Annotated in this window: 23 protein-coding genes and 1 tRNA gene; 1 reads left to right on the top strand and 23 read right to left on the bottom strand. The window is 61.7% G+C overall.

Going from position 1 to position 24,325, the window contains the following annotated elements; all coding sequences use genetic code 11:
- Nucleotides 1-153: 153 nt before the first annotated feature.
- The 23 genes from HDG39_RS27200 to HDG39_RS27090 all read right to left on the bottom strand — a co-directional run bounded on the left by HDG39_RS27200 (nucleotide 154) and on the right by HDG39_RS27090 (nucleotide 23,473).
- Entirely contained in the window at nucleotides 154-744 is a 591-nt protein-coding gene (locus HDG39_RS27200; protein ID WP_184010217.1) for an NUDIX domain-containing protein, read from the bottom strand.
- 45 nt (nucleotides 745-789) lie between these two features.
- Nucleotides 790-1,086 (bottom strand): DUF2818 family protein, encoded by a 297-nt coding sequence (locus HDG39_RS27195; RefSeq protein WP_018420024.1) that lies wholly within the window; start codon nucleotides 1,084-1,086, stop codon nucleotides 790-792.
- Nucleotides 1,086-2,558: an NADH-quinone oxidoreductase subunit NuoN gene (nuoN, locus tag HDG39_RS27190; protein ID WP_184010214.1), complete on the bottom strand. Its 1,473-nt coding sequence runs from the start codon at nucleotides 2,556-2,558 to the stop codon at nucleotides 1,086-1,088. The genes HDG39_RS27195 and nuoN overlap by 1 nt, the downstream gene beginning before the upstream one ends.
- Before the next feature lie 24 nt (nucleotides 2,559-2,582).
- Nucleotides 2,583-4,073 carry an NADH-quinone oxidoreductase subunit M gene (locus HDG39_RS27185; RefSeq protein ID WP_184010211.1) on the bottom strand — a complete coding sequence of 497 codons (1,491 nt, stop codon included), beginning with the start codon at nucleotides 4,071-4,073 and terminating at the stop codon, nucleotides 2,583-2,585.
- 14 nt (nucleotides 4,074-4,087) lie between these two features.
- Nucleotides 4,088-6,154 carry an NADH-quinone oxidoreductase subunit L gene (gene nuoL / locus HDG39_RS27180; RefSeq protein WP_184010208.1) on the bottom strand — a complete coding sequence of 689 codons (2,067 nt, stop codon included), beginning with the start codon at nucleotides 6,152-6,154 and terminating at the stop codon, nucleotides 4,088-4,090.
- Between the two features lie 17 nt (nucleotides 6,155-6,171).
- A complete protein-coding gene (nuoK, locus tag HDG39_RS27175; protein ID WP_006052894.1) occupies nucleotides 6,172-6,477 on the bottom strand; it encodes an NADH-quinone oxidoreductase subunit NuoK in 306 nt (101 codons plus the stop codon).
- A 20-nt stretch (nucleotides 6,478-6,497) separates the two neighbouring features.
- Nucleotides 6,498-7,190: an NADH-quinone oxidoreductase subunit J gene (locus HDG39_RS27170; protein ID WP_184010205.1), complete on the bottom strand. Its 693-nt coding sequence runs from the start codon at nucleotides 7,188-7,190 to the stop codon at nucleotides 6,498-6,500.
- 190 nt (nucleotides 7,191-7,380) lie between these two features.
- Nucleotides 7,381-7,869 carry an NADH-quinone oxidoreductase subunit NuoI gene (nuoI, locus tag HDG39_RS27165; RefSeq protein WP_184010202.1) on the bottom strand — a complete coding sequence of 163 codons (489 nt, stop codon included), beginning with the start codon at nucleotides 7,867-7,869 and terminating at the stop codon, nucleotides 7,381-7,383.
- Nucleotides 7,870-7,884: 15 nt separating this feature from the next.
- Nucleotides 7,885-8,949 (bottom strand): NADH-quinone oxidoreductase subunit NuoH, encoded by a 1,065-nt coding sequence (nuoH, locus tag HDG39_RS27160; protein WP_018420018.1) that lies wholly within the window; start codon nucleotides 8,947-8,949, stop codon nucleotides 7,885-7,887.
- Complete coding sequence (gene nuoG, locus HDG39_RS27155; RefSeq protein ID WP_184010199.1) at nucleotides 8,950-11,283, bottom strand: NADH-quinone oxidoreductase subunit NuoG; 2,334 nt, start codon at nucleotides 11,281-11,283, stop codon at nucleotides 8,950-8,952. It abuts the gene before it with no gap.
- Nucleotides 11,284-11,425: 142 nt separating this feature from the next.
- The gene (gene nuoF / locus HDG39_RS27150; RefSeq protein WP_184010196.1) at nucleotides 11,426-12,751 is read right to left on the bottom strand and encodes an NADH-quinone oxidoreductase subunit NuoF; all 1,326 of its coding nucleotides are present in this window, start codon (nucleotides 12,749-12,751) and stop codon (nucleotides 11,426-11,428) included.
- Nucleotides 12,748-13,233, bottom strand: a complete 486-nt coding sequence (nuoE, locus tag HDG39_RS27145; RefSeq protein ID WP_013088938.1) for an NADH-quinone oxidoreductase subunit NuoE — start codon at nucleotides 13,231-13,233, stop codon at nucleotides 12,748-12,750. Before nuoE ends, nuoF begins: the two co-directional genes overlap by 4 nt.
- A 132-nt stretch (nucleotides 13,234-13,365) precedes the next feature.
- Complete coding sequence (locus HDG39_RS27140) at nucleotides 13,366-14,619, bottom strand: NADH-quinone oxidoreductase subunit D (protein WP_184010193.1); 1,254 nt, start codon at nucleotides 14,617-14,619, stop codon at nucleotides 13,366-13,368.
- A gap of 9 nt (nucleotides 14,620-14,628) precedes the next feature.
- A complete protein-coding gene (locus HDG39_RS27135) occupies nucleotides 14,629-15,231 on the bottom strand; it encodes an NADH-quinone oxidoreductase subunit C (protein ID WP_184010190.1) in 603 nt (200 codons plus the stop codon).
- 20 nt (nucleotides 15,232-15,251) lie between these two features.
- Nucleotides 15,252-15,731, bottom strand: a complete 480-nt coding sequence (locus HDG39_RS27130; protein WP_006052903.1) for a NuoB/complex I 20 kDa subunit family protein — start codon at nucleotides 15,729-15,731, stop codon at nucleotides 15,252-15,254.
- A 62-nt stretch (nucleotides 15,732-15,793) separates the two neighbouring features.
- On the bottom strand, nucleotides 15,794-16,153 hold the full coding sequence (locus tag HDG39_RS27125) for an NADH-quinone oxidoreductase subunit A (RefSeq protein ID WP_018420012.1): 360 nt from the start codon (nucleotides 16,151-16,153) through the stop codon (nucleotides 15,794-15,796).
- Nucleotides 16,154-16,311: 158 nt separating this feature from the next.
- Nucleotides 16,312-16,396 (bottom strand) — tRNA-Leu (locus HDG39_RS27120).
- A gap of 113 nt (nucleotides 16,397-16,509) precedes the next feature.
- Nucleotides 16,510-16,896 (bottom strand): preprotein translocase subunit SecG, encoded by a 387-nt coding sequence (gene secG, locus HDG39_RS27115; RefSeq protein WP_184010188.1) that lies wholly within the window; start codon nucleotides 16,894-16,896, stop codon nucleotides 16,510-16,512.
- A gap of 82 nt (nucleotides 16,897-16,978) precedes the next feature.
- Nucleotides 16,979-17,755 carry a triose-phosphate isomerase gene (gene tpiA / locus HDG39_RS27110; RefSeq protein WP_184010186.1) on the bottom strand — a complete coding sequence of 259 codons (777 nt, stop codon included), beginning with the start codon at nucleotides 17,753-17,755 and terminating at the stop codon, nucleotides 16,979-16,981.
- Nucleotides 17,756-17,922: 167 nt separating this feature from the next.
- On the bottom strand, nucleotides 17,923-18,939 hold the full coding sequence (locus HDG39_RS27105) for an NAD(P)H-quinone oxidoreductase (RefSeq protein ID WP_184010184.1): 1,017 nt from the start codon (nucleotides 18,937-18,939) through the stop codon (nucleotides 17,923-17,925).
- A gap of 150 nt (nucleotides 18,940-19,089) precedes the next feature.
- On the bottom strand, nucleotides 19,090-21,225 hold the full coding sequence (gene pnp, locus HDG39_RS27100) for a polyribonucleotide nucleotidyltransferase (RefSeq protein ID WP_184010182.1): 2,136 nt from the start codon (nucleotides 21,223-21,225) through the stop codon (nucleotides 19,090-19,092).
- A gap of 345 nt (nucleotides 21,226-21,570) precedes the next feature.
- Complete coding sequence (rpsO, locus tag HDG39_RS27095) at nucleotides 21,571-21,843, bottom strand: 30S ribosomal protein S15 (RefSeq protein ID WP_008920609.1); 273 nt, start codon at nucleotides 21,841-21,843, stop codon at nucleotides 21,571-21,573.
- Between the two features lie 205 nt (nucleotides 21,844-22,048).
- The gene (locus HDG39_RS27090) at nucleotides 22,049-23,473 is read right to left on the bottom strand and encodes a branched-chain amino acid ABC transporter substrate-binding protein (protein ID WP_184010180.1); all 1,425 of its coding nucleotides are present in this window, start codon (nucleotides 23,471-23,473) and stop codon (nucleotides 22,049-22,051) included.
- Between the two features lie 187 nt (nucleotides 23,474-23,660).
- Here HDG39_RS27090 and HDG39_RS27085 point away from each other — a divergent pair, with 187 nt between their 5' ends.
- Entirely contained in the window at nucleotides 23,661-24,212 is a 552-nt protein-coding gene (locus tag HDG39_RS27085) for a hypothetical protein (RefSeq protein WP_184010178.1), read from the top strand.
- Nucleotides 24,213-24,325: the final 113 nt, after the last annotated feature.

The following is a 24,325-nucleotide window of genomic DNA, read 5'->3' as shown; positions in this document are numbered from 1 at the left end:
GCGCCACAACGAGCCAGCCAGATGGCATAGGAGACGGCTTATTTTTCGAGCCAGAAAGAAACCGCGAAGCCAATGAAAAAGCCCCTGCCGGTCATCGACCAACAGGGGCTCCGTTCACCTGCAACGCGGATCAGCTATCGGGCAGACGCGAACTTATACCGTTTCGGGCGCCTCGGTCGGCCACGTGCCCGACAGCACTTTCTCGAGCCAGAAGGTACCGATGATCGTCTTCACATCGGTGATCTTGCCCGTGCGCACCCACTCTGATACCTGCTCCATGGTCGCGGTGAAAAGTTCAAGAAACTCGCCTTCGTCGAGCTTGCGCTCACCCGCGGTCAAGCCCCGCGCGAGATAGATATCAATGAATTCGGTCGAGTAAGAAATGATCGGGTGAATCCGGGTCAGGTACACGTACTCGCGCGCGGTATAGCCGGTTTCCTCGCGCAGTTCCCGAACCGCGCAGGCCAGCGCGCCCTCGTTCGGGTCGAGCTTGCCGGCCGGATATTCGACCATCACCTTGCCCATCGGATAGCGATACTGACTTTCGAGCAGCACGCGACCGTCGTCGAACAAGGGGATCACCATGACGGCGCCCGGATGCTGAACGTATTCGCGCGTCGCCTGTTTGCCGTCGGGCAGTCGAACCGTATCGTACTTGACCGTCATGAACGGTCCTTGATGGACCGTCTTGCTGTCGATACAAGTCTCGGTTAGCGCGGCGTCGTGATTGGGAAGTTCAGCCATGTGCGGACCTCGGAATAGCCAGGCGCGCGCGACGGCGGGACGCCGTCAGCGACGTTTGACGAGATATTGGAAGGTAAAGCCGGGGAAAGCGAACACGACGAACAGCGCGAACGTGATCGCGTAGAACTGCCAGCCCTGCTCGAAGCGATTTCCCGCCCGCGCTTCGAGCAAAAAGCCCAGCGCGCCGACCACGAAATACAGCACGATCAATTCGGCAATCCGGAGCCAGGCGCTTTTCTTCGCCGCTTTCAACGGCACCGCGGCGAAGAGGCGCTGATTCAGGAACGGCAGGTTGGCGCCGACCAGCGCCAACAGCACGATAAACCAGCCCGCAGCGGACATCAGAGCAGCAGCGTGTGCTGGATCGCCTGCAGGCAGGCGCGCAACAGCGGATCCGGCACGATACCGAGCACCAGCACGGCGACGCCGTTCAACGCGAGCAACGCGCGCGTGCTCGTGTCCGCCACGATCGGCGACTTGTCTTGCGGCTCGTCGAAGTACATCAGCTTGACGATACGCAGGTAGTAGAACGCGCCGAACAGCGACGTGATCACGGCGAGCACGGTGAGCCAGGTCAGGCCGGCGTTCATCGTCGCTTGCAGCACGGCGAGCTTCGCATAGAAGCCGACTGCCGGCGGAATACCCGCGAGCGAGAACATCATGATCATCATCACGAACGCGAATACCGCGCTGCGCTGATTGAGGCCCTTGAAGTCCTCCAGCGTGTCCGCTTCGAAGTCGCGGCGCGCGAGCAGCATGATGACGCCGAAGGTGCCGAGCGTCGTGATCAGGTAGACGATGCTGTAGAACATCGCCGAGCCGTACGCGCTCGCGGCGCCCGTGGTCTTCTGGTCGACCACGCCGGCGAGCAGGCCGAGCAGCACGAAGCCCATGTTCGAGATCGCCGAATACGCGAGCATCCGCTTGACGTTGCGCTGCACGATCCCGGTGATGTTGCCGACGATCAGCGACAGCGCCGCGAGAATCACCAGCATCTGCTGCCATTCGACCGCCAGCGGCAGCAGGCCCATCACGAGGAAACGCAGACCCCACGCGAACGCCGCGACCTTCGGGCCGCCGCCGACGATGAGCGTCATCGCCGTCGGTGCGCCCTGGTACACGTCAGGCACCCACATATGGAACGGCACCGCACCCATCTTGAACGCCACGCCCGCCACGATGAAGATGACGCCGAACAGCAGCACGGTCGGATCGTAGTGGCTCGTGCTGATTGCCTTGAACACTTCGTTCAGGTCGAGCGAGCCGGTCGCGCCATACAGCATTGAAACACCGTACAGCAGGAAGCCGGAAGCCAGCGCGCCGAGCACGTAGTACTTCATCGCCGCTTCGTTCGACGACGCCACTTCGCGACGCAGCGCGATCACCGCGTACAGCGACAGCGACATCAGTTCCAGACCGAGATACAGCGTCAGGAAGTTATTGCCCGAGATCATCACGATCTGGCCGAGCAGCGAGAACATGCCGAGCAGGAAGAAGTCGCCGCGGAACAGGCTACGGTCTTCGAGGTAGCGACGCGAATAAACGATCGTCACCGCATAGCCAAGCGACACCACTGCCTTCATCACATTGGCGAACGGATCGACCACGTACATGTGATCGAAGAAGTAATGCACTTGCGGGTCGAACGCATTGATCGCGAACCAGATCCCGGCGACGAGCGTCGAGAAGAACGCGATGAAATACGTGGTACGGCGACCCTCCTGGCCGACGAACGTGTCGTTGAGCCACGCGATGACAATGGCGAACATCACCAGTGCGTCGGGCAACAGAGCAGTCATAGGGGCGTTTTGCATGGTCTTAAATTCCTCCGCTCGTCGTTACTGAGGCAACGGCAGCTTCGATTGGGCAACGTGGGAGAGGAGGTTTTCCACGGATACGTGCATCACATCGGTAAAGGGCTTCGGGTAGAGGCCCATGAACAGCGTCAGCGCGGCGAGCACTGCCAGCATGAAAAATTCGCGACGGTCGATGTCGAGCAGGTTCTTCACGTGGTCGTTCGCGACCGCGCCGAAGTACACGCGCTTGTACATCCACAGCGTGTAGGCCGCGCCGAGAATCAGCGTGACTGCCGCGCCACTCGCGATCCAGAAGTTGTACTGGACGGAGGCCAGAATCACCATGAATTCGCCGACGAAACCGGAAGTGCCCGGCAAGCCGCAATTCGCCATCGCGAACAGCATGACGAACGCCGCGAACTTCGGCATCACGTTGACGACGCCGCCGTAATCGGCGATCTGACGCGAGTGCATGCGGTCGTACAGTACGCCGATACACAGGAACATCGCGCCCGACACGAAACCGTGCGAGATCATCTGCACGATCGCGCCTTCCGCGCCGAGCTGATTGAAGATAAAGAAGCCGAGCGTGACAAAACCCATGTGCGCGATCGACGAATACGCGACCAGTTTCTTCATGTCGGCCTGCACCATCGCGACGAGGCCGATGTAGATCACCGCGATCAGCGACAGCGTGATGACGACCGGTGCGAGCAAATGGCTCGCATCAGGCGTGATCGGCAGCGAGAAGCGCAGGAAACCGTACGCACCGAGCTTCAGCATGATCGCGGCCAGCACGACCGAGCCGCCGGTCGGCGCTTCCACGTGCGCGTCCGGCAACCACGTGTGCACCGGCCACATCGGCACCTTCACCGCGAAGGCCAGGAAGAACGCGATAAACAGTAGCACCTGCGGCGTCATCGCGATCTGCGCGTGCTGCCACGTGGCGATGTCGAACGAGCCGGTCTCGTTGTACAGATAGATCAGCGCAACCAGCATCAGCAGCGAGCCCGCCAGCGTGTACAGGAAGAACTTGAATGCCGCGTACACGCGGTTCGCCCCGCCCCACACGCCGATGATGATGTACATCGGGATCAGCGTCGCTTCGAAGAACACGTAGAACAACAGGCCGTCGGCCGCGCTGAACACGCCGACCATGATGCCCGACAGGATCAGGAAGGCCGCGAGGTACTGGCCGACGTTCTTCGTGATCACTTCCCACGCTGCGATCACGACGATCACCGTGATCAACGCGGTCAACGCGACGAACCACATCGAAATGCCGTCCACGCCGAGGTGATACGTGATGTGGAAGCGCTCGATCCAGTTCGCCTGCTCGACGAACTGCAGCTCGGCGGTGCTCGAATCGAAACTGGTGATCAGTGGCAGCGTGACGAGGAAGCTCAGAACCGAGCCGATCAGCGAAATCCAGCGCGCGGGGGCGGGGTTCTCGTCGTTGCCGATCGCGAGGACCAGCAGACCGAAGAAGATCGGCAACCAGATCGCGATGCTCAGAATCGGATAAGCGTGCATGAGTGTCCCTCGCCTTATTTGCCGCCGAGCGTTACGAACAGGGTCAGGAGCCCCAGCATGCCGATGATCATGGCGAACGCGTAATGGTAGATGTAGCCGGATTGGAGGAAGCGGATCACGCTCGCGAACCAGCCGATAAAGCGTGCGCTGCCGTTGACGATGCCGTCGATCACGACCACGTCGCCTTCCTTCCACAGACCCCGGCCAATGGCCACCGCGCCCCGCGCAAACACGACTTCGTTGATCTTGTCCATGTAGTACTTGTTATCGAGCAACGTGTAGATCGGGCCGAATGCGCGCTTGATGACAGCGGGCAGATCCGGACGGACCAGATACAGGAACCATGCGACCACCACGCCTGCGAGCGCGAGCCATACAGGCAGGCCCGACACCGAGTGCAGACCCATCGATGCCCAGCCCTGGAATTCTTCGGTCATCTCATGCAGCGCCGGATGGTTCTCGCTGATGTAGATCACCTTGTCGAACGCGACGCCGTGCTGGAAGAAGTCGCCGAACAGCATTGGACCGACGCCGATCGCGCCGATCACGATCGACGGAATCGCCAGCAGCACGAGCGGCACCCACACGACCCACGGCGTTTCGTGCGGCTCGTGAGCGTGGTCGTCGTGACCATGACCATGGTCGTCGTGGCCGTGCGCGTCATGCCCATGCGACTCTGCTTCTGCGCCCATCGGCGATTCCGGGTGCTTCGGATTGCGGAAGCGCTCCTCACCGTGGAACACCATGAAATACATACGGAACGAATACAACGCGGTCACGAACACGCTTGCGACCACCGCGAAGTACGCGAAACCCGAGCCCGGCAGATGCGACAGCTTCACAGCGTCGATGATCGAGTCTTTCGAGTAGAAGCCCGAGAAGAACGGCGTGCCGATCAGCGCGAGCGAACCGATCAGCGATGTGATCCACGTAATCGGCATGTACTTGCGCAGGCCGCCCATGTTGCGCATGTCCTGATCGTGATGCATGCCGATGATCACCGAACCCGCGCCGAGGAACAGCAGCGCCTTGAAGAACGCATGCGTCATCAGGTGAAACACGGCGACCGAATATGCCGACGCGCCGAGCGCGACCGTCATGTAACCGAGCTGCGACAGCGTGGAATATGCGACCACACGCTTGATGTCGTTCTGGACGATCCCGAGGAAACCCATGAACAGCGCGGTAATCGCACCGATGACCATGACGAACGACAGCGCCGTATCCGACAGTTCGAAGAGCGGCGACATGCGTGTGACCATGAAGATCCCGGCCGTCACCATGGTCGCCGCGTGAATCAGCGCGGAGATCGGCGTCGGGCCTTCCATCGAGTCCGGCAGCCACACGTGCAGCGGGAACTGAGCCGACTTACCCATCGCGCCGATGAACAGGCAGATGCAAGCCACCGTCAGCAGGCCCCAGTCGGTACCCGGGAAGTTCAGCGCCGCGAGTTCGGTACGCTTCGCGAAAACTTCGCCGTAGTTCATCGAACCGGCGAACGCGAACAGCAAACCGATGCCGAGCAGGAAACCGAAGTCGCCGACGCGGTTCACGATGAACGCCTTCATGTTCGCGTAGATCGCGCTCTCACGCTTGAAGTAGAAACCGATCAGCAAGTACGAAACGAGACCCACCGCTTCCCAGCCGAAGAACAGCTGCAGGAAGTTGTTGCTCATCACGAGCATCAGCATCGAGAACGTGAACAGCGAGATGTACGAAAAGAAGCGCTGATAGCCGTCGTCGTCGGCCATGTAGCCGATCGTGTAGATGTGCACCATCAGCGAGACGAAGTTCACCACACAGATCATCATCGCGGTCAGCGAGTCGACCAGGAAACCGACTTCGAGCTGCGTCTTGCCGATCGACATCCATTGATAAACGGTCGCGTTGAAGCTCGCGCCATCCATCACCTGCAAAAAGACGATGACCGACAGGATGAACGAAACCGCGACGCCGAGGATCGTGACCGAATGCGCACCCGCCCGCCCTATCGCCTTGCCGAACAGCCCCGCAATCAGGGAACCGGCGAGCGGTGCCAGCGGAATTGCCAACAGCAGGTTTTCATTGAGTATCGTGGACATAACCGCTTTTCCTGAAATTAACCTTTGAGCTGATCGAGATCCTCGACATTGATCGTGTCGAGACTACGGAACAGGGTCACCAGAATTGCGAGACCGATCGCCGCTTCGGCTGCCGCAACGGTCAGCACGAAGAAGACGAAAATCTGGCCATGCACGTCGCCCAGGTAGTGCGAGAACGCGACGAAATTGGTGTTCACCGCGAGCAGCATCAGTTCGATCGCCATCAGGATGATGATGACGTTGCGGCGGTTCAGGAAAATGCCGACGATGCTGATCGCAAACAGGATCGCGCCGAGGACAAGGTAATGGGCAAGGGTCAACATGATTTCTATCTCCTGTCCGCTCAGCTGTTCTTGGCCGGCGCCGAGTCGGCTGCTGCTGCAGCTGCCGCGGCAGCCGCTTGTTCCGCCGCGAGAGTCGCCGCGGTTTTCTCTGACGGCATCTTCACAACGCGCACGCGGTCCTGTGCGCGCACCTTGACCTGTGCGCTGACGTTCTGACGCTTGCTGTCCTTCTTGTGGCTCGTGGTCAGCGCGATCGCCGCGATGATGGCAACCAGCAGGATCAGACCGGCAATTTCGAACGCGAAGATGTAGTCGGTATAGATGACCTTGCCGATCAGGCGCGTGTTCGACCAGTCGCCCATGCCAGCGGCGGCCGCGGCCGTGTCGTGCAGCGCCGTGGTGGTCGCGCCGTAGCCGTGCCACAGGATCAGCGCGGTTTCGATCACGATGATCGCGCCCACCGCCGAGGCCATCGGCACGAAGCGTTTGAAGTCCTTGCGCAGCACGTCGAGATTGACGTCCAGCATCATCACGACGAACAGGAACAGCACCATCACCGCGCCGACGTAGACCAGCACCAGCAGAATCGCGAGGAACTCGGCCTCCAGCAGCATCCAGATCGCGGCTGCGTTGAAGAACGCCAGCACCAGAAACAGTGCGGACGATACCGGGTTGCGCGAGGTGATCACCTTCAGCCCTGAAACCACCAGGAGCAGCGCGAAGATGTAGAACAGTACGGTCGTGAATTCCATGATTACCGGTTCATCGTTAGGCCATCGTCAGGCATTGTTCTTTGGCACCCGTGGCTGGCAAAAGCGGACGAAACCGCCAGAACCGCCACACAGGTGCACCGTGCCGCGGCGTTCAGGCCGCGGCGGTCGGCCCGACAGCAGGCCGTGTTACTGCTTTTACTGCCGCAATTGTTGCAAGCGGGAAAGCGCTTCAACGATACGGTGCGTCGGCTGCCTTGTTGGCGGCGATTTCTACTTCGTAGCGGTCGCCAACGGCCAGCAGCATGTCCTTCGTGAAGTAAAGGTCACCGCGCTTCTCGCCGTGATACTCGAGAATGTGCGTCTCGACGATCGAGTCGACCGGGCAGCTTTCTTCGCAGAAACCGCAGAAGATGCACTTGGTCAGGTCGATGTCGTAGCGCGTCGTGCGGCGCGTGTTGTCCGCGCGCGTTTCCGATTCGATTGTGATCGCGAGCGCCGGACACACTGCTTCGCACAGCTTGCACGCGATGCAGCGCTCTTCGCCGTTTTCATAGCGGCGCAGCGCATGCAGACCGCGGAAACGCGGCGAGATCGGGGTCTTCTCTTCAGGGAACTGCACGGTGACCTTGCGCTGGAACGCGTAGCGTCCGGTCAGCGCGAGGCCTTTCAGCAGTTCCGTGAGGAAGAAAGTCTTGAAGAAGTTTTGGATTGCGGTCATAGGTTCGTCCGCCCTTTATTTCCAGATGTTCAACGGCGACATGATCCAGAAGCCGACCACCACGAGCCACACCACGCAGACCGGAATGAAAACCTTCCAGCCCAGACGCATGATCTGGTCATAGCGATAGCGCGGGAACGTGGCGCGCGCCCAGATGAACACCGACAACAGGAAGAAAACCTTGGCGACGAGCCAGACGATGCCCGGGATGAACGACAGGAACCCGAACGGGGCGCTCCAGCCGCCGAGGAACAGTGTTGCAGCCAATGCCGAGATCACGATCATGTTGATGTACTCGGCGAGGAAGAACAGCGCGAACGCCATACCCGAGTAATCGATCATGTGGCCCGCGACGATTTCCGATTCGCCCTCCACCACGTCGAACGGGTGGCGGTTCGTTTCGGCGATGCCCGAGATGAAGTACACGACGAACATCGGCAGCAGTGGCAGCCAGTTCCAGGAGAGGAAGTTCAGGCCGTGCGAGGCGAAGAAGCCCTGCTCCTGCGAGCCGACGATGCCAGACAGGTTCAGCGTGCCGGCCGTCATCAGCACGACCACCAGCGCGAAGCCCATCGAGATTTCGTACGAGACCATCTGCGCGGCGGCGCGCATCGCGCCGAGGAACGCGTACTTCGAGTTCGACGCCCAGCCGGCCAGAATCACGCCATACACGCCGATCGACGAGATCGCCATCGCGTATAGCAGACCCGCGTTGATGTCACCGAGCACCGCGCCCGCCTGGAAAGGAATCACCGCCCAGACCGCGAAGGCCGGCACCACCACCATGATCGGCGCGATCACGTAGATCCAGCGGCTTGCCTGGGCGGGCTGGATCACTTCCTTCAGCAACAGTTTCAGCACGTCGGCGATCGGCTGCAAGAGCCCGGCGGGACCGACGCGGTTCGGACCGAGACGCACATGCATCCAGCCGATCAGCTTGCGCTCCCACAGGATCAGGTAAGCGACGCACAGCAGGATCGCGACGGCCACCACCAGGATGCGCACGAGCGCCCACACCGTAGGCCATGCCACACCGAGAAGTTGGGCGCCGCCCGAGTTGATCGTATCGAACAAGCTCATTTACGCCTTCTCCACCACCAGTTCACCGAACAGGCTGCCCAGCGCTGCACCGGCAGGCGTAGCCGCCGATACGCGGACGACCGTCTCCGCAAGATTCGCGTCGCGCACGGCCGGCAACTGCACCGCTTGCTCGCCCTGACGAACGCGCACCGCGTCGCCCTCTTTCAAACCCAGTTTGTCGAACAACGCAGCCGGCAGGCCGACCGAATTCGCCGTACGGGCCGCCACGGTCAGATGCAGCGACTCCGCGCGACGCACGAGCGCATCGGCATGATAGATCGGCACGTTCGCGAGACGCTCGAACTTGCCTTCCGCCGCCTTCGCGGCCTGGCCACGCGTCACCGCGACGCCGGTCCGGTTCGACAGACGCGAACTCAGTTCGCCGTCGCCGAGCGCGGCCGCGCGCACTTCTTCGACCGTGTCGTATTCGAGGCCCGACGCACCGAGCAGGCTGCCCAGCACGCGCAACACCTTCCACGCGGGACGCGTGTCGCCGAGCGGACGCACGACGCCGTTAAACGCCTGCACCGTACCTTCGGCGTTGACGAACGCGCCGCCCGTTTCCGTGAACGGCGCGATCGGCAGCAGCACGTCGGCATAGTCGGCGCCGGCCTGGAACGGCGACATCACGACGACCATCTCGGCCTGCTTCAGCGCGGCAAGCGCCTGCGCCGGATTGGCCGTGTCGAATTCCGGCTCGAGATTCAACAGCAGATAGCCCTTGCGCGGCTGCTCGAACACTTCGCGCGCGTTCAGACCGCCTTCGCCCGGCAGCGCGTTCACAAGGTGCGCGCCGACCGTATTGGCCGCTTCGGTCAGGAAACCGAGCGTTGCACCGGTTGCCTCGGCAATCCATTGCGCCGCGGCGTGGATCGCCGCGAAGTCCGGATGACAAACCGCTTCGTTACCAAGCAGCACGACGCGGCGCTCGCCGGTAGTCAGCGATTTCGCTATCTGCTGGTGCGCGTCCGTCGGCTGCGTGCCCGCGAATGCTTCCGGCAGCGCAACGCCCTTCGTTTCGCCCACCGCGCCGGCGATGCCTGCCAACACCTCGAGCCATGCCGACGGCGCCGCGACCACGCGTTGCGCCTGAGGGATCATCGCGTCGTCGTTGGTGGCCTGGAGCAGCGTAAGTGCCGAACCGCCTCGTGCGACCAGGCGCAAACGCGCGGCGAACAGCGGATGGTCACGGCGCAGATCCGAGCCGATCACGAGCGCCGCATCAACGTTCGACAGATCGGCGATCGTGCCGCCGAGCCACGGCGCGCCAGTAATGGGCGCCGAGAAATCCGACTGACGCAGACGGAAGTCGACGTTCGGCGTGCCGACCGCTTGCGCGATCTGCTTCAACAGGAACAGTTCTTCGACGGTGCTGTGCGCGCTCGACAGGGCGGCAAGCGCGTTCGCACCGTGGTCACTCTTGATGCCCTTCAGACCCTTGACCACGTATTCGAGCGCGGTCTGCCAGTCGGTTTCGACCCACTGGCCGCCTTGCTTGAGCATCGGTTTGGTAAGACGCTCGGGGCTGTTCAGGCCTTCGTACGAGAAGCGGTCCTTGTCCGAGATCCAGCACTCGTTGATCGCTTCGTTTTCGAACGGCAGAACGCGCATCACGCGATTGTTCTTCACCTGCACGATGAGGTTCGCACCGACGGAATCGTGCGGGCTCACCGACTTGCGACGCGACAGCTCCCATGTACGGGCGCTGTAGCGGAACGGCTTGCTCGTAAGCGCGCCGACCGGGCACAGGTCGATCATATTGCCCGACAGCTCGGAGTCGACCGTCTTGCCGACGAACGACGTGATTTCCGCATGCTCGCCGCGGCCCAGCATGCCGAGTTCCATCACGCCGGCGATTTCCTGGCCGAAGCGAACGCAACGCGTGCAGTGAATGCAGCGCGACATCTCTTCCATCGAGATCAGCGGACCCACGTTCTTGTGGAACACCACGCGCTTTTCTTCGCTATAGCGCGACGACGACTTGCCGTAACCAACGGCCAGATCCTGCAACTGGCATTCGCCGCCCTGGTCGCAGATCGGGCAGTCAAGCGGATGGTTGATCAGCAGGAATTCCATCACGGCTTGCTGGCCCTTCACCGCCTTGTCCGACTTGGTGCGCACGATCATGCCGGCCGACACCGGGGTCGCGCATGCGGGCACGGCCTTCGGCATCTTCTCGACATCGACCAGACACATCCGGCAGTTGGCCGCAATCGACAGCTTCTTGTGATAGCAGAAGTGAGGAATGTAGGTGTCGACCTTATGCGCAGCCTGAATCACCATGCTGCCTTCAGGCACCTCGACTTTCTTGCCGTCTATTTCCAGTTCAACCATGATGGTCAATCTTCCTTAACCTGTTACCGCTCAATCGTTCGCCTGTTCATCGCCCGCTTCGGGCGATGAATCCTGCGGTTGAGGTGTTCGTCTGGTAGTTATCCGTCAGCCGAACCTGTCGGGCCGGCTCAGGCAGCCACCGTCACGCAGCCACTGTTTCGGGCGCCGCCGTGCCGGCATGAGCGCCGACAAGGCAATGCTTGTGGGCGACGTGATATTCGAATTCGTCCCAGTAGTGCTTGAGCATGCCCCGAACCGGCATAGCGGCCGCATCGCCTAGCGCGCAGATCGTGCGGCCCATGATGTTTTCCGCGACGGAGTTCAGCAGATCCAGATCTTCCTGGCGACCGAGACCATGCTCGATACGATGCACGACGCGATACAGCCAGCCCGTGCCTTCACGGCAAGGCGTGCATTGACCGCACGACTCTTCGTAATAGAAGTAGGACAGGCGCAGCAGCGAGCGCACCATGCAGCGCGTCTCGTCCATCACGATTACCGCGCCCGAGCCGAGCATCGAGCCGGCCTTCGCGATAGAGTCGTAGTCCATGTCGGTATGCATCATCATCTCGCCCGGAATCACCGGCGCCGACGAACCACCGGGAATCACAGCCTTGATCTTCTTGCCGCCGCGCATGCCGCCGGCGAGTTCCATCAGCGTCGCGAACGGCGTGCCGAGCGGAATTTCGTAATTGCCCGGACGCTCGACGTCGCCCGACACCGAGAAAATCTTCGTGCCGCCGTTGTTCGGCTTGCCGATTTCAAGGTAATTCTGCGGGCCGATGGCGAGCAGGAACGGCACCGCCGCGAACGTTTCGGTGTTGTTGATCGTGGTCGGCTTGCCGTACACGCCAAAGCTCGCCGGGAATGGCGGCTTGAAGCGCGGCTGACCCTTCTTGCCCTCGATCGATTCGAGCAGCGCGGTTTCTTCGCCACAGATGTACGCGCCGTAACCGTGATGCGCATGTAGCTGAAACGAGAAGCCAGAGCCCATGATGTTGTCGCCGAGGAACCCGGCGCGGCGAGCTTCTTCCAACGCTTCTTCGAAGCGCTTATAGACTTCCCAGATTTCGCCGTGAACATAGTTGTAGCCGACCGTGATGCCCATCGCGTACGCGCCGATCACCATACCTTCGATCAGCGAATGCGGATTGAAGCGCAGAATGTCGCGGTCCTTGAACGTACCCGGCTCGCCCTCGTCCGAATTACAGACGAGGTACTTCTGGCCCGGGAACTGACGCGGCATGAAGCTCCACTTCAGACCAGTCGGGAAGCCCGCGCCGCCGCGGCCGCGCAGGCCCGACGCCTTGACGTCGGCGATCACCTGCTCGGGCGCGATCTTTTCTTCCAGGATGCGGCGCAGCTGGGCGTAACCGCCGCGAGCCAAATAGTCTTCGAGATGCCAGTTGTCGCCGTTCAATCCGGCGAGAATCAGCGGTTTGATGTGACGATCGTGTAAAGACGTCATTTCGAAAGTTCCTCGAGCAGCTGGTCGATCTTCTCGCGGCTCATGAAGCTGCACATGCGTTGGTTGTTCACCAGCATCACCGGCGCGTCGCCGCACGAACCCATGCATTCACCTTCTTTCAGCGTGAATTTGCCATCGGGCGTGGTTTCGCCGAAGTCGATGCCGAGCTTCTGCTTCAGGTATTCAGCGGCGCTTTCGGAACCGCCGTCCGGGCCGAGCTGGCACGGCAGGTTCGTACAGAGCGTGATCTTGAACTTGCCGACGGGCGAGGTCTCATACATCGTGTAGAAGGTCGCTACCTCCTGCACGGCGATTGCCGGCATGCCGAGATAATCCGCGACGAACTGCATGAGTTCGGGCGACAGCCAGCCATGCTCCGTTTGAGCAGTGGCCAACGCCGACATCACGGCGGACTGTTTCTGATCGGCGGGGTACTTTGCGACCGCACGATCGATTTCTTTCAGGCCTTCAGCTGAGATCATTTTCAGACACGACTCTTTCAATTCCTACCGAACGAAAACCCGTCGCTGACGTCATACTGCGACAGACCCGGCGTTCCTTTACTTGACGCGCTGGCGGTGCGATGACCGCAGACACGCGTCGATGAATACGTCCTAGCGATCTATTTCGCCGAACACGATGTCCTGCGTGCCGATGATCGTTACTGCGTCGGCGATCATGTGACCGCGCGCCATTTCATCGAGCGTAGACAAGTGCGCATAGCCCGGTGCGCGAATCTTCAGGCGATACGGCTTGTTGGCGCCGTCCGAGATCAGATAGATGCCGAACTCGCCCTTCGGATGTTCGACTGCGGCGTACGCCTCGCCTTCCGGTACGTGGAAGCCTTCGGTGAACAGCTTGAAGTGATGGATCAGATCTTCCATGTTCGACTTCATGCCGACGCGCGACGGCGGCGCAACCTTGTGATTGTCCGTCATCACCGGGCCGGGATTTTTGCGCAACCACTCAATGCACTGTTTCGCGATACGCGTGGACTGACGCATTTCTTCGACGCGCACCAGATAGCGGTCATAGCAGTCACCATTCACGCCGACCGGAATGTCGAAGTCGAGCTTGTCATAAACCTCATACGGCTGCTTCTTGCGCAGATCCCACTCGATGCCCGAGCCACGCAGCATCGCGCCGGTCATGCCGAGCTGCAGCGCGCGCTCCGGGCTGACCACGCCGATACCAACCAGACGCTGCTTCCAGATCCGGTTGTCGGTGAGCAGCGTTTCGTATTCGTCGACGCACTTCGGGAAGCGCGTAAAGAAGTCGTCGATGAAGTCGAGCAGCGAACCCTGACGGTTTTCGTTCATCTTCGACAACGCCTTCGCATTGCGAATCTTCGACGCCTTGTATTGCGGCATTGCGTCAGGCAGATCGCGATAGACGCCGCCCGGACGATAGTAGGCCGCGTGCATGCGCGCGCCCGACACCGCCTCGTACACGTCCATCAGGTCTTCGCGCTCGCGGAACGCATACAGGAACACCGCCATCGCACCGACGTCGAGCGCGTGCGAGCCAATCCACATCAGGTGATTCAACACGCGCGTGACTTCGTCGAATAGCACACGAATGTATTGCGCGCGCAGCGGCACGTCGATGCCGAGCAGCTTTTCAATGGCGAGCACGTAGCCGTGCTCGTTGGCCATCATCGACACGTAGTCGAGACGGTCCATGTATGGCACCGACTGGATGAACGTCTTGCTTTCGGCGAGCTTTTCAGTCGCGCGATGCAGCAGACCGATGTGCGGATCGGCGCGTTGGATCACTTCGCCGTCGAGTTCGAGCACGAGACGCAACACACCGTGCGCTGCCGGGTGCTGCGGACCAAAGTTGAGCGTGTAGTTCTTGATCTCTGCCATGACGTTCTCTTAGTGTTTCAGACCGCCATAGTGATCCTCGCGGATCACGCGCGGCGTGATTTCCCGCGGCTCGATCGTCACCGGCTGATAAACGACGCGCTTTTCTTCCGGGTCGTAACGCATCTCGACGTAGCCGGAGACCGGGAAATCCTTGCGGAACGGATGACCGATGAAACCGTAGTCGGTCAGAATGCGGCGCAGGTCCGGGTGACCTTCGAAGACGATGCCGTACAGGTCGAACGCTTCGCGCTCGTACCAGTTGACCGAATTCCAGATATCGACGACGGACGGCAGGATCGGCATGTCGTCGTCCGGCGCGAACACGCGCAGACGCAGACGCCAGTTGTTTTGTACCGACAGCAGATGCAGCACTGCCGCAAAACGCGGGCCGTCGTAAGCGCCTTCGGCATAGGTCTGGTAATCGACGCCGCACAGGTCGACACACTGCTCGAAACCGAGCGAGCGATCGTCGCGCAGACGCTTTGCCACGTTGAGGTAGTCGCCGGCCTTGACGACGATCGTCAATTCACCGACCGACTCGGTCGCGCTCAACAGGAGGCCGCCAAAGGCCGCCTCGAGGTTCGCTTTCAGGGTCTCGAGTTTGCTTGCCATATTGTGGGGAGGCGTTGGCCTTATTGACGGGCGATGGTGTTGGTGCGGCGAATCTTGGCTTGCAGCTGGATCACGCCGTATACCAGCGCTTCCGCGGTGGGCGGACAACCCGGCACGTACACGTCGACCGGGACGATCCGGTCGCAGCCGCGCACCACCGAGTACGAGTAGTGATAATAGCCACCGCCGTTCGCGCATGAGCCCATCGAGATCACCCACCGCGGCTCCGCCATCTGGTCGTAAACCTTGCGCAGAGCGGGCGCCATCTTGTTGCACAGCGTGCCGGCTACGATCATCACGTCCGACTGACGCGGACTCGGACGAAACACCACGCCGAAACGGTCGAGATCATAACGGGCAGCGCCCGCATGCATCATCTCGACCGCGCAGCACGCAAGACCGAACGTCATCGGCCACAGCGAGCCGGTGCGCGTCCAGTTGATCAGTTTGTCCGCCGTAGTGGTGACAAACCCTTCTTTCAAGACCCCTTCGATACTCATTTGCTTTCCACTCCAGACGGGGCGGCAAGCCTGGCCACCCACGCAAACCGGCGATTAATCCATCATTCCCAGTCGAGGCCGCCCTTCTTCCAGATGTAGGCAAAGCCAAGCAGGAATTCGAGCAGGAAAATCATCATTGCCGTGAACCCAGCCCAGCCGATGTCACGCAACGCAACGCCCCACGGGAACAGGAACGCGGTCTCAAGGTCGAAAATGATGAAGAGAATGGCGACGAGGTAGTAGCGCACGTCGAATTTCATGCGCGCATCTTCGAATGCTTCGAAGCCGCACTCGTACGGTGCGTTTTTCTCGGTGTCGGGCTTGTTGGGACCGAGGAGCTTGCCAATACTGACCAGTGCTACGCCTAAACCGGTGCCCACAATAAGGAACAGCAAAACGGGGAAATAGGCTGCGAGGTTCAAGACAATCCTCAATCGGTTGGTTCTGAGTGCCGTCAGGAGCATAGCATCCCTGACGCGAAATCACTTCCTCAACGCGCATGACGTAAGCCGTACGGCCATTCGCCAGAAGCGAAAATGCCAGCCGAAGCGAAGCAAACGGCTGGCATTTAGATAACATTTGGTGCCGACGGCGAGACTCGAACTCGCACAGCTTTCGCCACTACCCCCTCAAGATAGCGTGTCTACCAATTTCACCACGTCGGCACTTATATGCAATCCGGGAAAACAACTTGTAAAACCCGCGAATCGCTTCAAGATTTGAATTGTAACTTGTTTAAGCAGATTGTTCAACGCACAAGACCACGTCCGCCGAAAATTTATTTCGGCACGCCCGTCGCCGGAACCGACGCAGGCGATGCCGGCGCTGCAGGCGATGCCGCCACCGGGGCCGAGCCCGCAGCCGGCGCAGAAGCCGCGACCGGCGCAGTAGCTGCCGCGCCCAGCACGCCTGCCGACGGCTTCACGTGATACGCACCAAGGTAAGTGAGTGCCAGTGTCGTGGCAAAGAACAGCGCTGCGAGCACTGCCGTGGTACGCGACAGGAAGTTCGCCGAACCTGTCGCACCGAACAGGCTACCCGACGCGCCACTGCCGAAAGCCGCGCCCATATCGGCACCTTTGCCGTGCTGCAGCAACACAAGTCCGATGACCCCGAACGCCGACAACAACTGAACGACGATAATCAATGTTTTCAAATACAGCATCACACTCACCTGAGTCTTTATTTAACCGCGCCGCACACTGTGTGTTGCGCGAAATGGAGCCATCCTCGCCGCGACGCCCAGCCTAACCAGCCACACTGGTCGCGGCGGCCGCCTTGCAGATCGCAAGGAAATCCTGATCTTTCAACGACGCGCCGCCGATCAGGCCGCCGTCGATATCGAGCTGACGGAACAGTTCTTCCGCGTTGTCCGGCTTAACGCTGCCACCGTATAGCAACGGCACATCCGCCGCACCCTTGGCCGTGAGACGTGCGCGCAGGAATCCATGCACGGCCTGCGCCTGTGCCGCCGATGCGCTCTTGCCGGTGCCAATTGCCCACACCGGCTCATACGCGACGACGAGGCGAGCCGGTTCCTGAGCCGACAGCTTCGCGAGCACCTCGTCGAGCTGACCGCCGACGACCTGCTCGGTCCAACCAGCTTCGCGTTCTTCGAGCGTTTCGCCGACGCACACGATCGGCGTCAAACCCGCCTCGAGCACACGCTGCGTTTTCACCGCGACCAGTTCGGCGCTTTCGCGGTGATACGCGCGGCGCTCCGAGTGCCCGACGATCGCAAACGTGGCGCCGAAGTCCGTCACCATCGGCGCAGCCACTTCGCCGGTATAGGCGCCATGCGTGAACGCGGACACGTCCTGCACGCCCCACACGACCGGGCTGCCTTCGAGCAGCGACTGAGTCTGCCCGAGATAGAGGCTCGGCACGCATACACCGACGCGCACGTCGGCCGGCAGTTCACTGGCGCCCTGTGCCACTGCCTGCAACAACGCGGCGTTCGCGGCGAGCCGCCCATGCATCTTCCAGTTACCGACTACCAGTTTGGCTCGTTGTTGATTCGACATCGTCTCGTATTGTCCTGTCTTGCCAGTCCGGCCTACTCTGCCGGCGGACTTCGCTCGCGCCTCGCTGCAGTTTGTTCCTGCGCTCGCGGCCCGCCCGTCGGATTGATCCGGCGCGCGCAAAACGCGCAATTTTACTGCGTGGGGTGGATCGGGTCAAACCGATGATGTCAAGCCTCCTGACCCCACGTCAACACGATCTTGCCGACGTGCGTGCCGCTTTCCATCAGCGCATGCGCGTCAGCAGCCTGGGCGGCCGGAAACACGCGATGTACGACCGGCTTGATGCGCCCAGCTTCGAGATGCGGCCACACGCGCTCCTTCAGTTGCGCGGCGATCTGCGCCTTGAACTCGATCGGCCGTGGTCGCAGTGTCGAACCGGTAACCGTCAGACGGCGCCGCAACACTTCGTTCAGGTTCAGCTCCGCCTTCGCGCCGCCGAGCAGCGCAATTAGTACGATACGGCCACCGTCGGCGAGAGCCGACAATTCGCGCGGCACGTAGCTGCCTGCCACCATGTCGAGGATCACGTCCATGCCGCGATCGTTGGTCAGCGACTTGATGACTTCGACGAAATCTTCAGTCTTGTAGTTGATCGCGCGTTCGGCGCCGAGCGCTTCGCACGCGCGGCACTTTTCGTCCGAGCCCGCGGTCGCGAACACACGGAAGCCGAGCGCGTGCGCAATCTGGATCGCCGTCACGCCGATGCCGCTCGAACCACCTTGCACGAGCAGCGTTTCATTCGCACCGCCCTCGCCCTGGCCGAGCTGCGCGCGATTGAAGACGTTGCTCCACACCGTGAAAAAAGTCTCAGGCAGCGAAGCCGCTTCGATATCCGACAACCCCGCCGGCACCGGCAGGCATTGCAGCAGTGGCGCGGCCGCAAATTCCGCGTAGCCGCCGCCCGCGAGCAGCGCACACACGCGATCGCCGATCTTCAGACCGAACGGGTTGTTCTTCGCGTCGATCGTGCCGCCGACGATCTCGCCCGCCACCTCCAGCCCCGGCAGATCCGACGCTCCCGGCGGCGGCGCATAGCTGCCCTTGCGCTGAAACACGTCCGGACGATTGATGCCGGATGCCGCCACCTTGATCAGCACCTCGCCAGCCTTGAGCTGCGGCGTCGGACGCTCCGCCAGCTTGAGGACTTCCGGCGCACCGAATTCAGTGATTTCGATCGCTTTCATCTGCGTCAACTCCAAGATTGGATTGCGTTACCTACCCGTTGCTGCCGTCTGCCGTAGCGCCGCGCTGCGATTCGAATGCGCAACGCAATCCATCCTGCATGAAAAACGGCCGGCGCGCATGACACGGCCGGCCGTTTGTCCGCTACCGCCTTACTGCGGCGTCGGCTCGCCTTGCTCCGCGTCGTTCAGCAATGCCTTCGCCGACAGACGCACACGACCCTTCTCGTCCGTCTGGATGACCTTGACCTTCACCTGCTGGCCATCCTTCAGATAGTCGTTGATGTCCTTGATGCGCTCGTTCGCGATCTCGGAGATATGCAGCAGACCATCCTTACCCGGCAGGATGTTCACGATCGCGCCGAAGTCGAGCAGCTTGAGCACGGTGCCTTCGTACACCTGGCCCACTTCGACTTCCATCGTGATCGCTTCGATACGACGCTTCGCTTCGGCCATGCCTTCGCTGTTCGTGCTCGCGATCGTGACGACGCCGTCATCAGAAATGTCGATCGTCGTGCCGGTTTCTTCGGTGAGCGCGCGGATCACCGAGCCGCCCTTGCCGATCACGTCGCGAATCTTTTCCGGGTTGATCTTGATCGTGATCATGCGCGGTGCGAACTCCGACAGTTGGGTGTTCGCGCCGGCCACGGCCGAGGTCATCTTGCCGAGGATGTGCATGCGGCCTTCCTTCGCCTGCGCGAGCGCGACCTGCATGATTTCCTTCGTGATGCCCTGAATCTTGATGTCCATCTGCAGCGCGGTCACGCCTTGTTCCGTACCCGCGACCTTGAAGTCCATGTCGCCCAGGTGATCTTCGTCGCCGAGGATGTCGGTCAACACCGCGAAGCGATTACCTTCGAGGATCAGGCCCATCGCGATACCGGCGACGTGCGCCTTCATCGGCACGCCGGCGTCCATCAGCGCGAGGCAGCCGCCGCACACCGAAGCCATCGACGACGAACCGTTCGACTCGGTGATTTCCGACACGACGCGGATCGAGTAGCCGAATTCGTCGGCGCTCGGCAGGCACGCGACGAGCGCGCGCTTGGCGAGACGGCCGTGACCGATTTCACGGCGCTTCGGCGAACCGACGCGACCTGTTTCGCCGGTCGCGAACGGAGGCATGTTGTAGTGGAGCATGAAGCGTTCGCGATACTCGCCTTCGAGCGCGTCGATGTTTTGCTCGTCGCCCTTCGTGCCGAGCGTCGCGACCACCATCGCCTGCGTCTCGCCGCGCGTGAACAGCGCCGAGCCGTGGGTACGCGGCAGCACGCCGGTGCGGATTTCGATCGGACGCACGGTGCGCGTGTCGCGCCCGTCGATACGCGGCTCGCCGTTCAGGATCTGCGTACGGACGATCTTCGCTTCGATGTCGAACAGCACGTTGCCGACCGATGCCTTGTCGGCCGCCACGGTGCCCGCTGCCGCCGCTTCTTCCTCGAGCTTTGCCGAGGTCGCCGCGTAGACTTCCTTCAGCTTGGTCGAGCGAGCCTGCTTGTCGCGGATCTGGTACGCGGCGAGCAGTTCGGCTTGCGCAAATTCGGTCACGCGCGCAATCAGCGCTTCGTTCTTCGCGGCCGGCTGCCAGTCCCACTCGGGCTTGCCGCCTTCGCGGACTAGTTCGTGGATCGCGTCGATCGCGGTCTGCATCTGTTCATGACCGAACACGACGGCACCGAGCATCACTTCTTCGCTCAATTGCTGCGCTTCCGATTCGACCATCAGCACCGCGCGTTCCGTGCCGGCGACGACGAGGTCGAGCGCCGATTCCTTCATCTGCGGACGCGTCGGGTTCAGCACGTATTCGTTGTTGATGTAGGCCACGCGCGCCGCGCCGACCGGGCCGTTGAACGGCAGACCGGACACCGCGAGCGCCGCCGAGGCGCCGATCAGCGCAGGGATGTCGGCGGGGATTTCCGGATTCAGCGACAGCACGTGAATCACGACCTGCACTTCGTTGTAGAAGCCTTCCGGGAAGAGCGGACGCAGCGGACGGTCGATCAGGCGCGAGATCAGCGTCTCGCCTTCCGACGGACGGCCTTCGCGGCGGAAGAAGCCGCCCGGGATCTTGCCGGCGGCGTAGGTCTTTTCGATGTAATCGACGGTGAGCGGGAAGAAGTCCTGGCCCGGCTTCGCGGTCTTCGCGCCGACCACGGTGGCGAGCACCACGGTATCTTCGACGTCGACGATCACCGCGCCGCCCGCCTGGCGAGCGATTTCACCGGTTTCGAGGCGAACGTTGTGCTGCCCCCACTTAAACTCTTTGACGATCTTATTGAACATAGTCATTGCTTTTCCTCATCGTAATGCCGCGCGGACCGGAGCGGCGCGGCAACGCCAAGCCGGCGCCGCATGGGAAGAGTCGTGCTATGCCATTCCAGAGAGTCACGTGCTGCGACTGCGCGCGAACCGCTGGAATGACACAAAACTCCGCCCTGAAGCCCGGCCTTGTTTCCTGTTACTGCTTCTTCTACTGCTGTTCTGCTACTCCTACTGCGCTTGCCCGTAGACGCCGCGCGAACCGGCATACGCCGAGGATCACAGGCGGTGCGCGTTACACGAAGCGCGCCGCGCAAAAACAAAATGCCTGTATCAGCGAAACTGACACAGGCATCTTGCTGAACGACTGGCCGATTACTTACGCAGACCCAGCTTCTCGATCAGGCTGCGGTAACGATCCGCGTCCTTACCCTTCAGGTAGTCGAGCAGCTTGCGACGGCGGCTCACCATGCGCAGCAGACCGCGGCGGCTGTGGTGATCCTTCGTGTGCTCCTTGAAGTGGGAGGTCAGTTCGTTGATACGGGTCGTGAGCAGCGCGACCTGAACTTCGGGGGAGCCGGTGTCGTTGGCTGCGCGTGCGAATTGCGCGACGACTTCGGACTTCTTGCTTGCTTCAACTGCGGACATGTCAATTTCCTTGATAACTGGACAGGCGGTCACGGAAGAAAGGCCGTGCCGTGGGATACCCGTTTCACAATTTACTGAGTCCCGTTCGTGGCTGAATTAACTGAATCAGAACCCAGCCCAACAACGGGACGCGTATTGTAGCACAGCCGATTCCGGCCGCGAACCCCGGGCCAGCAAGGCTGGATCGAGTGTCGCTCGCGGGCGCTCAGGGGCGCCGCATCCGGCAGACCGTCGGCAATAGTGTGCGCTCGGCTGGTAGCGCCAGCACCGTGCGAAAGCCATAGCCCGACCCTTCGTTATCGAAATGCACGCCGGGTGTGCCGGCTTTGTCCATCTGCATCACGTAGAGGGGCTGGATCAGCTGATGGTCATCGGCGCGCATCCACGATGCGTGAATACCGTTGTCGAAGCGGATGCCCTCGAGCGCTTTCGCGACCGCCGTCGGATCGGCGCCGCCGGCGCGGCTCATCGCGGCGGCGAGCGTTTCGATCATCAGTGGCATGCGCAGCACCGGATAGTCGTCCTGGGCGGCCGGAAAGCGCGCGCGGAACGCCGCGTACCACGCGTCGGAGGCCGCGCCACCGACATTCGGATGCCACTCGGCCACCGCGATCACGCGACCCACGCCTGCTTCGCCAAGCGCGGCCGGCGCGCCGAGGCTGTTGCCGTAGAACGTGTAGAACTTCGTGTCGAGGCCCTGCTCGCGCGCCGCCTTCACGAGCAGCGTCAGGTCGTTGCCCCAGTTGCCGGTGATCACGGCGTCCGCGCCGCTCGCGCGGATCTTCGCGATGTACGGCGCGAAATCCTTCACGCGGCCGATCGGGTGAAATTCGTCGCCGACCACCGCGATGTCGGGACGCTTCGCCGCGAGCGTCGAACGCGCGAGGCTGCTCACGTCGTGTCCGAAGCTGTAATCCTGGTTCAGCAGGTACACCTTTTTCATCGCCTTGTCGCGCTCGATCACCTCGGCGAGCGCGGCCATCCGCATGCCGGCGTGCGCGTCGAAGCGGAAGTGCCAGAAGCTGCAGTCCGCGTTGGTGAGCGCGGGGTCGTCGGCGGAGTAGTTGAGGAACAGTTCGCGGTTGTCCGGCTCGCGGCTGTTCTGCTTCTCGATCGCGCCGATCAGCGCCGCGGCGACCGCCGAGCTATTGCCCTGCAGGATGTAGCCGATATGGCGATCCGCGGCCGCGCGCAATTGCGTCAGCGCTTCCTCCGTGCTGCCCTTGCTGTCGAGCACGACGAGTTCGAACGGATGCGCGCCGTCCGCGAGCTCCACGCCGCCGTGCGCGTTGACCTGCTCGATACCGAAACGCAGATTGCGCTCGACCGCCGCGCCCGCGTTCGCGAACGGGCCGGACATGCCTTCGATCAGCGCGAGCTGGATTGGCTTGCCGGTGAGTTTGCCGGCCGGCAGGCTCGCGGACTTGCTTGCGTGATTACCGGCCGGGCTTGCCGCCAGCGTGGCCGCGCGGCTCCCCGGCTTGCCGGTGGCCGGAACGGTCCCCTGCGCGGACGCCTGACTCGCGCCCGTCGACGCCGGATTCGCCGCCTCAGCCACGCCAACTCCCGCCGCCGCCATCGAAATCGCCGTCAGCGCAACCGCCGCCGCCCCTCGCCACATCGCCGTCATGGTTGTCCCGCCTGAATCTTCGAAGCGCGGATCATAGGATGACGCGCACGGAATAGGCAAGCCGGCGCATCCGTTACCGTTTGGTGGCGACGCACGTTCAGGCAATGCCGTTCTTTCGCCACAGCGCGTGTCAAAATAGTGCGTTTCGATGATAAGAACCGCTATTCAAACGCCATCGGAGGAATACATGCCGAACCGCCACCACCCCACGGCGGCTGCTATCACAGCCCCGGCCGGCGCCAGTCTGCGCCGCGCCGCGCTCGTGTGCCTGAGCGTGCTCGCGCTCGCCGGCTGCGCCCAGCCGTGGCAGCAGTATCAACCGGGAGCGGACGCATCGACGGTCATCGCGCGCCTCGGCCCGCCGCGCGAAACCTATGATCTGCCCGACGGCGGCAAGCGTCTGATGTGGCCGACCCAACCAATGGGCGAAACCACCACCGCCGCCGACATCGACGCGGCCGGCAAGATCATCAACATGCGCCAGGTGCTGCAGCCCAACGAGTTCTACCGCGCCGAGATCGGCAAATGGACGCGTGGCGACGTGCTGGTGAACTTCGGCCGCCCGGTCGAAACGTCGTACTTCCCGATGATGAGGCGCGAAGTCTGGACCTATCGCTATCTCGAAGACAACGTCTGGTACATGTTGTACAACTTCTACTTCGATGACCAGGGCATCTTGCGCCTCACGCAGAAGACCCCCGACCCGCTGCACGACCCCGACCGCCGCAATCTGTTCTAAGCACTGAGCGCCCTCTTCGGAAGAAGCACCAAATCTCAAAAAAGCCGCCTTCGATAGGCGGCTTTTTTATTGCTTAAGCATAAAGCAGAATTTTATCCTGTTTACGTCAATAA

Origin of the sequence: Paraburkholderia lebeckiae, assembly GCF_014201005.1 — a bacterium.
Taxonomy (GTDB): Bacteria; Pseudomonadota; Gammaproteobacteria; order Burkholderiales; family Burkholderiaceae; genus Paraburkholderia; species Paraburkholderia tuberum.
Note: the sequence above shows the minus strand (reverse complement) of the source record. Positions and strands in the feature narration are given on the sequence as shown.

Coding starts and splice junctions, on each gene's coding strand:
- nuoF (WP_184010196.1), bottom strand. CDS start 12,751: ATGACGTCTTTACACGATCGTCACATCAAACCGCTGATTCTCGCCGGA.
- nuoK (WP_006052894.1), bottom strand. CDS start 6,477: ATGTTGACCCTTGCCCATTACCTTGTCCTCGGCGCGATCCTGTTTGCG.
- HDG39_RS27135 (WP_184010190.1), bottom strand. CDS start 15,231: ATGGCAAGCAAACTCGAGACCCTGAAAGCGAACCTCGAGGCGGCCTTT.
- rpsO (WP_008920609.1), bottom strand. CDS start 21,843: ATGTCCGCAGTTGAAGCAAGCAAGAAGTCCGAAGTCGTCGCGCAATTC.
- HDG39_RS27195 (WP_018420024.1), bottom strand. CDS start 1,086: ATGTCCGCTGCGGGCTGGTTTATCGTGCTGTTGGCGCTGGTCGGCGCC.
- HDG39_RS27170 (WP_184010205.1), bottom strand. CDS start 7,190: ATGGAATTCACGACCGTACTGTTCTACATCTTCGCGCTGCTCCTGGTG.
- HDG39_RS27200 (WP_184010217.1), bottom strand. CDS start 744: ATGGCTGAACTTCCCAATCACGACGCCGCGCTAACCGAGACTTGTATC.
- tpiA (WP_184010186.1), bottom strand. CDS start 17,755: ATGTCGAATCAACAACGAGCCAAACTGGTAGTCGGTAACTGGAAGATG.
- nuoI (WP_184010202.1), bottom strand. CDS start 7,869: ATGACCGCAATCCAAAACTTCTTCAAGACTTTCTTCCTCACGGAACTG.
- nuoN (WP_184010214.1), bottom strand. CDS start 2,558: ATGCAAAACGCCCCTATGACTGCTCTGTTGCCCGACGCACTGGTGATG.
- nuoE (WP_013088938.1), bottom strand. CDS start 13,233: ATGATCTCAGCTGAAGGCCTGAAAGAAATCGATCGTGCGGTCGCAAAG.
- HDG39_RS27090 (WP_184010180.1), bottom strand. CDS start 23,473: ATGACGGCGATGTGGCGAGGGGCGGCGGCGGTTGCGCTGACGGCGATT.
- secG (WP_184010188.1), bottom strand. CDS start 16,896: ATGCTGTATTTGAAAACATTGATTATCGTCGTTCAGTTGTTGTCGGCG.
- pnp (WP_184010182.1), bottom strand. CDS start 21,225: ATGACTATGTTCAATAAGATCGTCAAAGAGTTTAAGTGGGGGCAGCAC.
- HDG39_RS27085 (WP_184010178.1), top strand. CDS start 23,661: ATGCCGAACCGCCACCACCCCACGGCGGCTGCTATCACAGCCCCGGCC.
- nuoL (WP_184010208.1), bottom strand. CDS start 6,154: ATGTCCACGATACTCAATGAAAACCTGCTGTTGGCAATTCCGCTGGCA.
- nuoG (WP_184010199.1), bottom strand. CDS start 11,283: ATGGTTGAACTGGAAATAGACGGCAAGAAAGTCGAGGTGCCTGAAGGC.
- HDG39_RS27105 (WP_184010184.1), bottom strand. CDS start 18,939: ATGAAAGCGATCGAAATCACTGAATTCGGTGCGCCGGAAGTCCTCAAG.
- HDG39_RS27185 (WP_184010211.1), bottom strand. CDS start 4,073: ATGCACGCTTATCCGATTCTGAGCATCGCGATCTGGTTGCCGATCTTC.
- HDG39_RS27140 (WP_184010193.1), bottom strand. CDS start 14,619: ATGGCAGAGATCAAGAACTACACGCTCAACTTTGGTCCGCAGCACCCG.
- HDG39_RS27130 (WP_006052903.1), bottom strand. CDS start 15,731: ATGAGTATCGAAGGGGTCTTGAAAGAAGGGTTTGTCACCACTACGGCG.
- nuoH (WP_018420018.1), bottom strand. CDS start 8,949: ATGAGCTTGTTCGATACGATCAACTCGGGCGGCGCCCAACTTCTCGGT.